This window comes from Arthrobacter sp. AB6 (genome assembly GCF_031844545.1).
In the GTDB taxonomy this organism is placed as follows: domain Bacteria; phylum Actinomycetota; class Actinomycetes; order Actinomycetales; family Micrococcaceae; genus Arthrobacter.
Genome location: NZ_JAUZVL010000021.1, coordinates 62721 through 76493, shown reverse-complemented (window position 1 = coordinate 76493; position 13773 = coordinate 62721). Strand labels below are relative to the sequence as shown.

The following is a 13773-nucleotide window of genomic DNA, read 5'->3' as shown; positions in this document are numbered from 1 at the left end:
GCAGCCAACGCCTAGTTGACGGCAAGATGTCTAGGAAGGCAGGTGGGACGTCCTTCTTTATGTGTCGATCGACGCGCCGGTCCATTGAGGCGACCTCATGCGGCGTTGAGTCGGACATGAACAGGTTTTTGAGGACAAAAGTGAGCGTGGTTCGCCTGAAGACTTGCCCAGGTGGATTCCAAGAATTGTTGCTTCTATGTCTTCAAGGGACTCAGAGATATAGGAGATTGCGAAAAGGTCCTCCCTCTTGTGGGCCGTCCAAGCGGTGCTGGTGGCCAGAAGCGTCGCTATGCGTCTGAGAAGCGAAATTACGCAGCCTGTATGTACGTCTAGGACGTTGCAACTGCAGCTCGTGGTTTGGTTTGGAGAGCTTTTGCAAGGTAGGGGGATCATGAAGACGTCTCCTTATTTGGAACTCACGCGTTTGCGATTACAGGGCAGGGATTGTGTTTCTATTGCTGTTTAACGTCGCAGCAGATCCGTTTCCTGAATGACTCCGAAGTCCACATCAGGGCTCACTGCAACTGTAAATAGGGCGAAGTCGAGCCTTGTTACGAGAACTTCGCAATGAATAGCTTTGTCTCGGATCATGCGAGTCGCATCATCCAGTTGGCGGTCCCGTGAAGCAGGGTCCTGTGCTGTGATGGTGATACAAGGAAGTGTCAATTTTGGTCTCCTTATGTGGGAGGGTCCGCCCTTGCAGCGTGGTTGCCCGGACCTGGATTGTGCTTTGAAGCCGCGCAGGGGGGTCACTTTGGTCCTCGACGTGGAAGTCGGTCGCTAGCGTTGTGGTCATCAGTTGAAGCGGCAGGAAGTTCGCTTTTTACCTGTTGGCAGGGCGTGTCGGGAAGGCTGGGATTTGCGATTGCAGGCCTGGCGTAGTTGCGGACCTGGAGGACGTTCGCACCCAACCCATGCGATGAAGCGCGGCGGCAGAAATGAGAAACCAAGCAATATTCGTTGCCACTGATGGCCATGCTTCGTGGAACGTGCCGTTGACGATGAAGGCACAAGCGCCAACTAAGTTTGCGGCTTGGAAGCGTCGGCCAGCCTTCAACCATCCCATAGAGACGGCCGAATATGCCCCAAGGATAGAGACTGCACCTGTCCAACCCGCGGCTTCCCACAGCAGTTCCATAGATGCCTTTCGGAGTGGATTGATCCCGGGTGTCTTGTTCCAAGCGCCCTTACTCTTCAGCCCCTGCAGGGCTCCATTACACGGCGTGGCCGAGAAGTGGTTACCAGTACGACGAGGGGCTGAGCGAGAGTCAGTGCATTTGTGTCTGCCCTGGGTAGAGCATGCTGGAGGTCATGCGGTAGCAGGTGCTGCCGGTGAGGACTTGAGGTTCGACCCATGCCTCGTATAGGAGTGCGGCCTCGTAAATAGTCCTTGGATGGACCCCTTCTGGCGCTAGCCAAAGAGCGGAGGAGTCCGGCATTGCGTCGTCAACTACGCCGGTCCTGACGTACCGGCCGCATTGTCGGATTTCGACGCGGGCTCCGATAAGCCGGTCCCACGCGAAGTACTTGTTTAAGGGCATGTGCTGTCCTGTAGGCGGTAGGGGCAGCGCTGTCAGGACTAATTCTCTGTTGCGCTGGTAATCGGAGATGTTGGCCATGAAGGTACAAGGGGGAAGCACGTTCGGAGCATGAATCACAGGAGGCCATGCGCTGCCGATTCGTGTACTTGCCGAGGTGGTGATCGTGCTTGTTGTTTGAGCAGGTCAAAGTGCCGCCGCCGGGTACTCGATCCGACGGCGGCTGGGACTTGGGACGGGAGACACAGCCGTTGGGCGGAGACCTTCGAGCCATGGTCTCCTTTCGCGGATGCCGATTAGTGCCTGCATCCTGGGCGATAAGTCCTGACAACCCGAAAGCTGCGCAACCGCGGACGGGGCGTCGAGGATGGTCTATTCCTCGTTCGCGAGCTTGACCATGGTGACGGCCAGCGCGTTGATGCCGTTCGTGCATGCCTCGGGGGTGGAATATTCGCGGGGGTTGTGGCTAATTCCGTCGTATTCGCCGGGGATGAAAATCATGGCTGTTGGCGTTATGGCTGCGATTTCTTGGGCATCATGTCCGGCACCGGACCTGATGTACATGTAGTCCAGCCCGAGTTCCTCTGCTGATTCGGCAATCGCCTTTTGTACCGACTCATCAAAGGGAACCTGGTTGGTTTTAGCCATGCGGAGCGCCTCGACACCAAGCCCCGGCTGTTGAAGCTTCAGTTCTTCGAGGAAGTCCTGGATGTCCTTTTCTGCCTGCGCCATGTGGTTATCGTCGGGGGTCCGCATGTCGATGGTCATTTCAGTGAGATCGGGAACGACACTGGGAAGGCCGGGTGATGTAGCAATATGGCCCACTGTTGCCCGGAGCTGACCGTAGCGGCCCGAGTCGACCATCTCCCGCAACCGGCAGGTAAGGCGGGCTGCAGCGAGGCCGGCGTCGATACGCAGTTCCGTGGGAGTGGCTCCCGCGTGTGCTGCTCGGCCACGGAACGTAATCTTCTGCCACGAAATGCCCTGCACGCCGGTAACGACGCCGAGCTTCAGACCGGCTTTTGCCAGTATCGGTCCTTGTTCAATGTGGCATTCAACGTACGCGTGCGGCGGATCCAGCCGGACGTCCTTCGTGCCCTTGTACCCGATACGCTCCAGTTCGTCCCCGAAACGCAGCCCGGCATCGTCGGTAAGGGCATAGGCGTGCTCGAGGCTCACGCGTCCTGCGGCTACTGCACTGCCCAGCATGTCCGTTCCGAAGCGGACGCCTTCCTCCTCGGTGAAGGCTGCGATGACGATTGGCCGGCGCGTGGCGAGCTTGGTGTCATTGAGGGCCCTGATGACTTCGATGGCTCCCAACACTCCAAGGCAACCGTCAAATGCGCCCGCGGTGGCTACGGTGTCGATATGGGAGGCCGCCATTACCGGAGCTGCTTCAGCGTCCAGGCCTTCCCTTCGGCCGAGGATGTTGCCCATTTGATCGATCTGGACGTCCAGCCCCGCGGCCTTCATCCAAGAGACGACCAGGTCCCGGCCGAGCTTGTCGTCATCGGTAAGCGATTTGCGGTTGACACCTTCAAGCTTCAGGTGGTCGTCGTAGTAGGCGCCTATCCGGCCTAGTTCAAGAATCGAGTCCCAAAGACGATCGCCGTCGATCCGCACACTCGAATCAGCGAGCTGCTGGATGTTCTCCGCCATCACCTGGCTGGTTTCCTGGATCACTGTTCCTCCTGGGTAGTACTGCCTTCTTATGGGATGTTCGGTCCCTTTCTTCAACACTAGGAACTGTTGAACATTTGGTCCATCAGGAGTAATAGGTAGGTTACGTTCGTTTTAACCGAAGGATGGTCCTGCGTGTACGACCTGCACAAACTCCGCCTGCTTAGGGAACTCAAACTCAGGGGAACAGTTACGGCCGTAGCTGAAGCGCTCTCGTACAGCCCATCCACGGTCTCCCAGCATTTAGCCCAGCTCGAATCCCAAGTCGGAGTAAAGCTGATGGAACAAGTCGGCCGCAGGCTTGTCCTAACCCCCGCGGCCGATGTGTTGATAGCCCACACCGAGGCCGTCATGACACAACTTGAGCGTGCGGAAGCAGATATGGCCGCCACCAGGACCGGAGCTGTGGGGCTATTACGTGTGGGAGCTTTCCAAACCGTCGCCTTGGGGCTGGTGCCGCTGATGCTTACAACACTGCGTGAACAGCATCCGGGGCTCAGAGTCGAAGTTGGACATCTGGAGGAACGGCAAGCCCAGGCAGCCGTTCTGGCAAGGGACTTTGATCTCGTCGTAACGGAAGATTTTCCGGGTCATCCTGTGCCCGCCCGGCAGGGCCTACACGACGACACCCTGCGGCAAGACGGACTCAGGCTGGCTGTACGGTCCAATGTGGCAGGGCTGAATGACCAACAGGGGCCGGCGGCCGCCAAGGATTTTCCCTGGGTCATGGAACCGGAAGGAACCACCGCCCGTGCGTGGGCCAGCACCCTGTGCCGAGAGGCAGGCTTCGAGCCGGATGTGCGCTTTGAGGCAACCGACGTCCTGTTTCATCGACAACTGGTCATCGAGGGGCAGGCAGCAGCCCTCCTGCCGGACCTCTTGTGGCGGACAGCCCCTCCCCCACCCGGCCTCCTCAGACTGAGCGAACCCCTTGGCGAACGGCGGATCTTCACATCCGTCCGATCGGGCTCTGAACGCCATCCGGCGATCGTCGCCGCGCGTTCCGCTCTCTTGGCCGCGGCAAGAGAAAGGGCTTGACCGTCCCAAACTGAGTTAAGTAAAACTGGAAGGAATTGGCCAGAAACGCGCGCTTTTACTTTTTAATTCCGTCCTTCATGCTGAACTCATGCCTACTCACAACTCACTTTGGTACGCCAATCCAGCAGCTCGAGGTTGGAAGACCCGGACCCCGGACTCAGCCCTCCCCTTCCACCGGACTCTCGCTGACTATTCGCCAACACCCCTGACCGAGCTGCCGACAATCGCGGACGAGCTAAGGGTCGGCAGGGTTTTCCTTAAGGACGAGTCGAACCGCCTCGGTCTGCCTGCTTTCAAGATCCTGGGGGCATCCTGGGCAATCTGCCGGGCTCTCAGCGAACGACTCGGCCTGGACGCCAGCACCATGACAGTTCCCGAACTGCGGACCCGCCTGCGCGCCGGAATGGACCCCGCCGCGCTGCCCGTGCTCGTGACAGCCACCGACGGAAACCACGGCCGGGCCGTTTCGCGCATGGCCGCCCTCCTTGGACTCAGCGCAAGAATCTACATCCCCAACGGACTCTCCAGTGCCGCCATCGGTGCCATCAGGAACGAAGGCGCCGAACTGATCGAACTCGATGCCGTCTATGACGACGTCGTGGAAGCCGCCGCTGCCTCCGTTGGTGCCAGTGCGAGGGACATTCTCATCCAGGACACCTCCTGGGACGGATACATAGAGGTCCCACGCTGGATCGTGGACGGATACACCACGCTCTTCGCCGAGATTGATGAAGCCCTCGAAATCGACAACCATGCCGCAGCAGATTTGGTGGTCTGCCCCGTGGGCGTAGGGTCGCTGGCGCATGCAATGGTCGATTACTACAGAAACCAGGCCACCAACGCGCCTTCCCTTCTCAGCGTAGAACCCGACTCGGCGGCGTGCATCGCCCAATCGCTACTGACGGGAAAGCCCGTGGCCGTAGACACTTCGTACCCGACGATCATGTCCGGGCTGAATTGTGGCACCCCCTCTGAGCTGGCCTGGCCCTCGCTGCTGGCCGGGCTGGATGGCGCCGTCAGCGTCTCAGAGGACGAATGCCGCAGGGCCGTGCTGGAATTGCAGGCCCTCGGACTCGACGCAGGACCATGCGGCGCCTCAACGCTGGCAGGACTACGAGCAGCACTCAGTGACAACGAGCGGCGACGGGAATTGGGCATCACCTCCGATTCCCTCATCGTTCTCGTGAGCACAGAAGGACTTGCAGCCAATCCGCTTCGCTAGTCCGTCCGCGGGATCCGCTGCCCGGACGGCCGGAAAAGGACTTGTCCCGCTGGTCCCCGACCGAACCCAATAAAACCTACCCCTCCCCTATGAAGGAAGACATGACCAATAGCACCGAGACCACGACATTCATCCACACCGACACCAAGCAAAACCTCGCTGAACTTGGTCTGAAGCTTCCCGATGTAACCACAGGAACTGCAAGCTACGTTCCCGCGATCAGGTCGGGACATACGGTATTCACGTCCGGCCAGCTGCCACTGGCCGGCGGAGCGCTCCTCGGGACCGGGAAGGTCGGGGCCGAAGTCATGGCCGAAGAGGCCGCTGACCTCGCCGTCACCTGCACGCTGAATGCTCTCGCAGCCGCCGGACAACACGGCGACCTTGACACCGCCCGCGTCCTGAAAGTCATCGGCTTTGTGGCCTCAGCCCCTGGCTTCAACGGCCAGCCCGCCGTCATGAATGCAGCCAGCAACCTGTTGCTGCAGGTTTTTGGCAATAAGGGTCAGCACGCCCGTTCTGCTGTCGGTGTGGCAGAACTGCCGCTGAACGCACCGGTTGAAGTAGAACTCATAGTGGAATTCGCCTAACCCCCCATCGCAGGCGCCGCCCAGCACCCGGAAGTGAAGCTGCTTCCGGGTGCTTGGGTGTCTTTTGCGGACCTCTGCTGCAGGTCTAAGCTTGAAGAGAGAACGAACAGTCCTAGGAAAAGAGAACCTTTTTGGTGAACGTTCAGAGCGAACCACGACCATGCAATCGCCCGCTCTTCTGTCACCTCAGCGACGAGCGGAAACCCGCGTGCTCCAGATAACGCGTCTGAAGGTCCTCGTTGAACTAAACCGGAGGAAGACCCTGACAGCGGTCGCGAAAGCCCTTTCGTATAGCACTTCGGCGGTCTCCCAGCAGCTCCAGCAACTTGAGGCGGAAGCCGGCGTTCCACTGCTGGAACCGGCTGGGCGGGGTGTAAGGCTGACTTCCCAAGCGCTCATTCTCGTGAGGCACGCCGAGGATATTCTCAGCAGGCTGGAGCAGGCCGAAGCGGAAGTCGCAGCTTCCCTGAATGAAGTGCGGGGCATGATCAAAGTTGCGGCTTTTCAAACCGCTGCGCTGATGCTGGTACCTGACATGCTCGTGCAACTGGCCGAGAGTCACCCCCTGATTGAAGTCGAGATAACTCAAGGGGAGCCGGGTGAAACCCTGCCCGGCCTGGCCAGCGGACTTTTCGACCTGGTCGTAGCCGAAGAGTTTCCGGGATTCCCCGTTCCGCCTGCGCAGGGCATCGAATTCCACGAACTTCACATCGATCCGCTATGGGTGGTCCTGGCCGGAGACCATGCCGTCGGCATTGACCGTGACACCAACATCATCGGCCAGTTGGGCCACATGGGCTGGGCGATGGAACCGGCGGATACTCCCCCGCGTCTTTGGGTCACCAGCCAGTGTCGGAAAGCCGGATTTGAACCCAGAGTGATGTGTACATCTGAAGACTTGATGGTGCATCGCCGGCTGGTGGAACGCGGGCTCGCCGTTGCCGTCCTGCCGGAACTTGCACTCTCCGGCGCGGGGCCAGGACTCCATCGCTTCCCGATCACTGAAGCCCTCCAGTACCGCCGTATCGTGACGGCAACGAGAACCGGCGCGCGCCAGCACCCATCAATCACCGCGGTACGCCACGCGCTACGGACTGTGATCGCCGGTATCGGAAGCGTCTAGCTCGTTGCCTGGATCCCGAACCGCTGCCGCGGATGCCGTCTCTTTGCCAGCATGCCGGGCCAACAGGTGACCCTTTAAACGCCGAGAGCGGAGGCCCCGCCCTGCGGGCGGAGCCCCCGCTCCTTCGTGTCCTGGACCCTAGCCGATCGCAATCAGCTCGTCGGGAACCATGGGTGACAGCAGCCGGGTTGTCCCTTCCGAGAAGTAGTACTCCTCTTCAACCACGTAGTTGCCGCCCTCGTGCAGAACTGCCGGTTCCACGCAAACAACCGTGTTGGCACCGAGCCGGGTCTTGTCATCGAGGTGGATCGAGGGAGGCTCGGGCATGTAAAGGCCAAGGCCGTGGCCAAAGCGGCCGAATCCAACATCATGCGGGTCAAGGTCGGTCGCGCCCTGAATGGTTCGGCAGAGGTCAGCGGCTGTGGTTTCAACGTTTACGCTGGCGACACCTTCACGCAGGCCCTTCAGTGCCCGCGCGTATCCTGCTGCCTGGTCCGGCAGAGGCGCACCAATGGTGTACATGCGGCAGAAATCCGCCCAGTACCCATCCACAAGCACACCGCCGTCGACATACAGGACGTCACCCTTTTCCCAAACCCGCTCGGTCGGAGATCCAAAGAGGCCGCGCTGGACCCCGGCAACGACGTTGTTGTAGCCGAGGCCATGAGCACCTGCGTCAAAGGCAGCGGAGGCCAGCCGCTGGAAAACCTGCTGCTCCGTCAAGCCCGGACGGAGCGCGTCCTGCAGCCCGATCAGCGCGTTGCCAAGGACATCGGCGGCCTTGACAAGCTTTTCGACCTCCCACTCGGACTTGTTGAGCATGAGACGCCACACGAACCCCGATGCATCGACGCAGCGGCTGTCCAATCCGGGCACCAGATCGGTGATCTGGGCAACCGGCGGGAAAGCGGCGTGGTAGCCATCGACGGCAATAAGCCCCTCAGCGGCCGACGGCACAACATCGGCCAGCACCCCTGCGGCCGCCGGCCCAAACTGGACCAGACCGTCCGGAAGGGACATCGTTTCAGGAACCGCCAGAAGTTCCACGTAATCCCGGACTGTAACGCCCGGTACGCGTTCGCGCACAGCGTCGGTCTCGGTCTCCGCAACGATCATGATCAATTCCTGGCGGGTCAGGACAGCAACGATTGGCCGGCTGAAGTTTGACCAGGTCGAAGTGGTGTAGCCGGTCAGGTAGGTAACGGTGCTGGGCCTGGTCGCCACCAGAGCTGCAGCCCCCATCTTGTCGAGCTCCGCACGAAGTGCGGCGTGGCGGGTCGAAAGTTCCTTGGCGAGGGAAGTGTCGGACATGAGTACTCCTTATGAGCTGGCGCCGGTGCTGCGGCGAGTGTTGAACACTTTTAAGACGATAGCACTGGCTAAATAGGGAAGTAACCCCGAAAACGGAAAATGTTCTAAAAGATGTTCAACACTTTTGGTGCGTGTGCTGCACCCTAACTGCGGCGAAGGGAACGTTGGCTCGGGCTGCCCCTTTTTTGGTTGACTGCATGGCAGTTGCCGGTCCGGCTCCTTGGAGCGGACCGGCCGCCAGACGCTCAGGGCCGGGTGGACGGAGCCGTGAGGATCGCCGTCAAGCGCAGTGGGGGGTGATGTTCCTCTGACCGCAAAGTGGGCGGGGCCCGGCGGCTAGTGGGGTTGCCTGCCCGACCGAATGAGGTCAATGATCTGTGCCTCGGAGTCGTTCAGGTAGAAAGCGAGCTCGCGGCAGGCATCTTCACGCTGGCCGGCCATGAGAAGCGAAGCAATCGTCTGGTCCCGTTCAAGCCACTTGACGTGGAACTCCCCCTGATCGGGAATGTAACCGAAGGAAAGGCGCAGCTGAGCGAGGATGTTTTCGAAGAATGCGTCGGTACGTGCGGAGTCAAGCATGCGCACAATGGCCTGGTGGTACAGCATCGTCGCCGTATTCACCTGGTCCCAGTCCTCGGCTGCAACACAGCGGGCAGTTTCGTCCACGCATGCCACCACGTCCCGGAGCTGAGATGCCGGCGCCTGTGAGCTGGCCCGGATAGCAGCTTCCTCAAGAACGCGGCGGACTCTGTAGATGTCGCGAACATCATCTTCCGTCAGCACCCGGACCATGCTGCCGTTGTGGAGCCGCTGTACAACGAGCCCGTCCGCTGTCAGTTGCCGGATCGCGTCCCTCATTGTGTTGCGGGAAACCCCATAGGAGGCCGAGAGGTGGGTGTCCTTCAGCTTTGCTCCGGGCCGGAGCTTCCCGTAAAGGATTTCCTGGCGCAGCAGAAATGCGACCCGTTCGGCAGAGTGCACCTCTGCGCTGTCGGTGGCTGCCGTCGCCCCGAGTGCCAGAGTCAAAGTCAGGTTTTCCATGCTCTAAGTGTAGGGCGATGTCGGCCCTTTTCCACGGTTTGCTCAACAAATTTTTCGAGTTTCCGCCCGAACAACTCCCTGATACTACGCGTTTTTTTGCCCGGTTAGATCTCGGACACATAGTTTTTTCACCGATACCCCTTGAAAGTGTTGAACACTTAATGTCACCGTATGCATATGACGAACACCACATCACGGCGCCCATCCTGGCGCGGCTTAGCAGTAGTGGCTTCTCTCTCGCTCCTGGGGGCAACGGCATGCGCTGCACCCAGCAGTAACGCCGCCAACGGACAGCAGGAACTGCTGGTTGGCTCAGATATGACCTATCCCCCCTACGACTATTTCGAGGGTTCGACTCCAGCGGGTTTGGACTACGAACTCTGGCAGCTTCTCGGGCCCAAAATCGGAGTTTCCGCAACCTTCAAGGACACCCGGTTCGAGCAACTGATCAATGGCCTCAAAAGCGGAACCTTCGAAGTCATTTCCTCCGCTCTCTACATCACACCGGACCGCAGCAAGCAGATTGACTTCATCCCCTACTTCTCCACCGGAAACTCGATCATCGCGCAGTCGAACTCGATCCACCCACCCGCCTCCACCGAGGATCTATGCGGAACGACCGTCAGCGTCCTGAAGGGAAGTGACATCTCCAAAAAGCTTGCCAGCGATGCCAACACCGTGTGCCAAACGGCAGGGAAGAATCCTGTCGACGCCAGGGAATTCGCGACCGATCCAGAAGCGACCCAGGCCCTGCTCTCCAACCAGGTCCAGGCCCAGGTTACCGACGCAGCAGTCGCGGCAAACATCGTGGAGAAGAAGAACACGCTCAAGATCACCAGCAGTGAGTTGCTCTATCCGGTCCCCGTAGGCATGGCAGTCGCAAAGGGAAATACCGAACTTAAGGAACGCATCGAAAAGGGCCTGGAGGAACTGCGGACCGGAGGCGAATACGAAGACCTCCTGAAGAAGTACAACCTCAAGACCGCCACAGAGGAACAGGTCAAGGCTGCCCTGGGCAATTAAGACCGTCACCCAACTTCAATCTGAAAGAAGATTTCCGTGGACTGGTTGTACATCATGTCTCTGTTCGGAGACCCTGCCTTCTGGCAGGCCGCCCTGGTCGTCCTTGAGCTCTCCGTCCTATCGTGGGTGGTTGCCGCGGCACTGGGAATGCTGGTGGCATTAGGCCGCAACAGCAAATTCAGGTCCCTGCGCTGGATCTTGGGCGTTTACGTATGGTTTTTCAGGAGCCTGCCGCTTCTGGTGCTCCTCATATTTGTCTATAACATCCCCCAGGCAGTCCCGGCCGCCCGGGCAATTGTGGGAGACCCGTTTGCCGCCGGTTTCGTAGCACTGGTTCTGTCCGAGGCCGCCTACATGGCGGAGATTCACAGGGGCGGACTCTTGGCTGTGGCAAAGGGGCAAGGAGAAGCGGCGCTGGCGCTGGGCGTCCCATGGAGGGGCGTGCAACGGCATATCGTCATACCCCAGGCCTTCCGGGTTTCCCTGCCGGCATTGGCCAACGAGCTGGTGTCCATCGTGAAACTGACTTCACTCGTGTCGGCCATTTCGCTGACGGAACTACTGCTGACCGGGCAGCGTCTCTACACGCAGAACTTCCTCGTGCTTGAAACACTTTTTGTGGTCGCCATCTTCTATGTGGGTTTGGTAAGCGTTTTGACCTTCGGAACGAAGCTTCTGGAACGCTCCCTCGACGTCAACAAACGCAAGCGCGCCAGCATCGAAGATCCGCTCGCTGGCCTTCCCAAGGCGCCGGAAGGACGAATCGTCAAGTCCATCAGGGAACCGGGTCCGACAGTTCTTTCGATGAGGGCGGTGAACAAATCCTATGGATCCAACTGCGTGCTGAAGGACATCAACCTGGATGTGCGGCGTGGCGAAGTGATTGCCGTTGTGGGACCCTCGGGGTCGGGCAAAACTACTCTCATCCGCACGCTGAACGCTCTGGAAACTATCGACTCCGGCGACATTCAGCTCCACGGGGAACCCGTCGGATACCAATGGAGCAAAGGGGTGCAGGTGGCCGCTGCAGACCGCAGCGTGGCCAAACAGCGCCGCAAGCTCGGCATGGTCTTCCAGCAGTTCCATCTCTTCCCCCACAAAACGGCTCTGGAGAATGTCACCTTCGCTCTGACATACCTCCGCATCACAACGAAACAGGAAGCCGAGGAACGGGCGCGCGAACTTCTAAAGAAGGTCGGACTCGGTGCGCACGCGGAAAAGTACCCCCACCAACTCTCAGGCGGCCAGCAGCAGCGGGTGGCAATCGCAAGATCTCTGGCAGTGTCGCCGGAAGCCATCCTCTTCGACGAGCCGACCTCCGCCCTCGACCCCGAACTGGTCGATGAAGTACTGGGCGTTATGGCCGACCTTGCCGCCGAGGGCCTCACCATGGTGATCGTCACCCACGAAATGCGTTTCGCCCGCCAGGTGGCCGACCGGGTCGTCTTCATGGAGGCCGGTTCGATCATCGAGGAAGGACCGACCGAACAGATTTTCGGGTCACCTTCCCACGAACGCACCCGGCAGTTCCTGGCCCGCGTGGCAACGACGGCCTAGAACGAAACGAGTGCCAAAACCTCGCTTCATCAATACAAGCAGTCGCTAGATCCTACCGCCCGGTCTAGCCCCATCACCAGAAAATTGTCCCTGCCCCGTCGGGCGCGCTCACGGAGCTACCCGACGGGGGCAGGAACAGAGTTGCAATTCGCCGCCCCCAACCTCACCGCGGCTGGCACAACCAGACAAAATACCGACAGGACTTCCGGCCTACTGATTCGCCTCCGTTAGCAGGAGAATCGTCTTACCAAGTTAGAGAAGTGACACCATGACAACCCCGCCTCACCCATCTGCCATAAGCTCACACCGCGATGTCGATCCCGTGGTACTGCGCCGCGCTGTACGCGGGACCTTCGTTGGCAACCTCATGGAATGGTATGACGTCGGCGTCTTCGGATACCTGATCGCGACCATGGGCCCTGTTTTCCTCCCCGAGGCCTCCCCCTCCGCGCAAGTCCTGTTCCTGCTGGGAGCCTTTGCCAGCACCTACGTCTGCCGCCCCCTCGGCGGCATCTTCTTCGGATGGCTGGGCGACCGCATCGGACGACAGAAAGTCCTCTTCATCACGCTGAGCCTGGTGGTCCTAGCCACCTTCACCATCGGACTTCTGCCCGGATACGACACGATTGGCCTCGCTGCGGTTGTGCTGCTCATCCTGCTCAAGGTTCTCCAAGGATTCTCCGCAGGCGGAGAACTGACCGGCGCCCTTACGTTCATCGCAGAACACTCACCGGACCGGCGCCGCGGCTTCTACTGCGCCTTCCTGGACGCAGGAAGCTTCTTCGGATTTGCCGCCGGAGCAACCTTCGTAACCATGCTCCAGCTCACCTTCGGACACCAGGCAATGGTGGACTGGGTCTGGCGCGTCCCCTTCCTCGTTGCAGGACCCATCGGACTCGTCGCCATTTACATGCGGCTCAAAGTTGAAGAGTCGCCACTGTTCGCCGAACTCCACGATCAAAGGACCGGGCAGACCACGACCCCACCAACGCCTCTGTCGACTATTCGGGCGAACTGGCGGCCGATGCTCCAAACCGCGATCCTCGTCGCGTCGGCCAACACCGCCGGCTATGCCTTCACCTCGTACATGCCCACATACCTCTCAGGACTGAACAACCTGGACCCGCTCATCAGCAATCTTCTCGGGGTCCCCGTGCTCATTTTGATGGCCGTAGCAATGCCCTTCGTCGGGAAGCTCTCGGATCGCGTTGGCCGTAAACCCCTGCTGTGGATCGGTTCCGTCTGGACCGTCGTTTTCAGCGTCCCGGCCTTCATGCTGGTGAACACCGGCAACGTCCCCCTTGTCGTTGCTGGCCTCGTGCTCATCGGCATCTCCGTAGCCCTCTACATGGGATCCCTGGCAGCGACTCTTCCCGCGCTATTCCCCACAGAGCACCGCAGCTCGGGCCTGGGCATGTCCTACAACATCGCGGTCGCGGTTTTCGGCGGCACCGCCCCGCTCATCATCGAGACCATCATCCGCGGCACGGGCACCCATATCTCGGCAGGTTTCTACCTATCAGCGATGGCGCTGGTTGGACTCCTGGCCGTGCGCACACTCAAAGAAACCGCCGGGCAACCCCTAACCCGGCTGGCTACCGCCAGCCGGCCGGCCCCTCAAGCCTCGGAACTGTCCACGCACTAGGTGTC

General features: G+C 60.0%; 10 protein-coding genes and 1 pseudogene. 8 read left to right on the top strand and 3 right to left on the bottom strand.

The window, feature by feature from the left end:
- Nucleotides 1-1910 precede the first annotated feature (1910 nt).
- Nucleotides 1911-3221 (bottom strand): M20 family metallo-hydrolase, encoded by a 1311-nt coding sequence (locus tag Q9R30_RS15315; protein ID WP_311218116.1) that lies wholly within the window; start codon nt 3219-3221, stop codon nt 1911-1913.
- Between the two features lie 132 nt (nt 3222-3353).
- Between Q9R30_RS15315 and Q9R30_RS15310 the strand changes: the two genes are divergently transcribed.
- The 4 genes from Q9R30_RS15310 to Q9R30_RS15295 all read left to right on the top strand — a co-directional run bounded on the left by Q9R30_RS15310 (nt 3354) and on the right by Q9R30_RS15295 (nt 7191).
- Complete coding sequence (locus Q9R30_RS15310) at nt 3354-4256, top strand: LysR family transcriptional regulator (RefSeq protein WP_311218115.1); 903 nt, start codon at nt 3354-3356, stop codon at nt 4254-4256.
- An 88-nt stretch (nt 4257-4344) separates the two neighbouring features.
- Nucleotides 4345-5478, top strand: a complete 1134-nt coding sequence (locus Q9R30_RS15305) for a diaminopropionate ammonia-lyase (RefSeq protein ID WP_311218114.1) — start codon at nt 4345-4347, stop codon at nt 5476-5478.
- Nucleotides 5479-5579: 101 nt separating this feature from the next.
- Entirely contained in the window at nt 5580-6068 is a 489-nt protein-coding gene (locus Q9R30_RS15300) for a RidA family protein (RefSeq protein ID WP_311218113.1), read from the top strand.
- A gap of 208 nt (nt 6069-6276) precedes the next feature.
- A complete protein-coding gene (locus Q9R30_RS15295; protein WP_311218112.1) occupies nt 6277-7191 on the top strand; it encodes a LysR family transcriptional regulator in 915 nt (304 codons plus the stop codon).
- A gap of 138 nt (nt 7192-7329) precedes the next feature.
- Here Q9R30_RS15295 and Q9R30_RS15290 read toward each other — a convergent pair whose 3' ends face one another.
- Both Q9R30_RS15290 and Q9R30_RS15285 read right to left on the bottom strand, forming a co-directional pair.
- Entirely contained in the window at nt 7330-8502 is a 1173-nt protein-coding gene (locus Q9R30_RS15290) for a M24 family metallopeptidase (RefSeq protein ID WP_311218111.1), read from the bottom strand.
- Nucleotides 8503-8838: 336 nt separating this feature from the next.
- Nucleotides 8839-9543: a GntR family transcriptional regulator gene (locus tag Q9R30_RS15285; RefSeq protein ID WP_311218110.1), complete on the bottom strand. Its 705-nt coding sequence runs from the start codon at nt 9541-9543 to the stop codon at nt 8839-8841.
- 225 nt (nt 9544-9768) lie between these two features.
- Between Q9R30_RS15285 and Q9R30_RS15280 the strand changes: the two genes are divergently transcribed.
- From Q9R30_RS15280 to Q9R30_RS15265, 4 genes and pseudogenes are all read left to right on the top strand, one after another.
- Nucleotides 9769-10566: an ABC transporter substrate-binding protein gene (locus Q9R30_RS15280; protein WP_311218109.1), complete on the top strand. Its 798-nt coding sequence runs from the start codon at nt 9769-9771 to the stop codon at nt 10564-10566.
- A 54-nt stretch (nt 10567-10620) separates the two neighbouring features.
- Nucleotides 10621-11244, top strand: a pseudogene (locus tag Q9R30_RS15275) (amino acid ABC transporter permease); the annotation flags it as partial.
- A gap of 126 nt (nt 11245-11370) precedes the next feature.
- Nucleotides 11371-12123, top strand: coding sequence for an amino acid ABC transporter ATP-binding protein (locus tag Q9R30_RS15270; protein ID WP_311218118.1), 753 nt, complete (start codon nt 11371-11373; stop codon nt 12121-12123).
- Between the two features lie 268 nt (nt 12124-12391).
- Nucleotides 12392-13768: an MFS transporter gene (locus Q9R30_RS15265; protein WP_311218108.1), complete on the top strand. Its 1377-nt coding sequence runs from the start codon at nt 12392-12394 to the stop codon at nt 13766-13768.
- The last annotated feature ends 5 nt before the right edge of the window (nt 13769-13773 follow it).

Coding starts and splice junctions, on each gene's coding strand:
- Q9R30_RS15305 (WP_311218114.1), top strand. CDS start 4,345: ATGCCTACTCACAACTCACTTTGGTACGCCAATCCAGCAGCTCGAGGT.
- Q9R30_RS15300 (WP_311218113.1), top strand. CDS start 5,580: ATGACCAATAGCACCGAGACCACGACATTCATCCACACCGACACCAAG.
- Q9R30_RS15290 (WP_311218111.1), bottom strand. CDS start 8,502: ATGTCCGACACTTCCCTCGCCAAGGAACTTTCGACCCGCCACGCCGCA.
- Q9R30_RS15285 (WP_311218110.1), bottom strand. CDS start 9,543: ATGGAAAACCTGACTTTGACTCTGGCACTCGGGGCGACGGCAGCCACC.
- Q9R30_RS15270 (WP_311218118.1), top strand. CDS start 11,371: ATGAGGGCGGTGAACAAATCCTATGGATCCAACTGCGTGCTGAAGGAC.
- Q9R30_RS15265 (WP_311218108.1), top strand. CDS start 12,392: ATGACAACCCCGCCTCACCCATCTGCCATAAGCTCACACCGCGATGTC.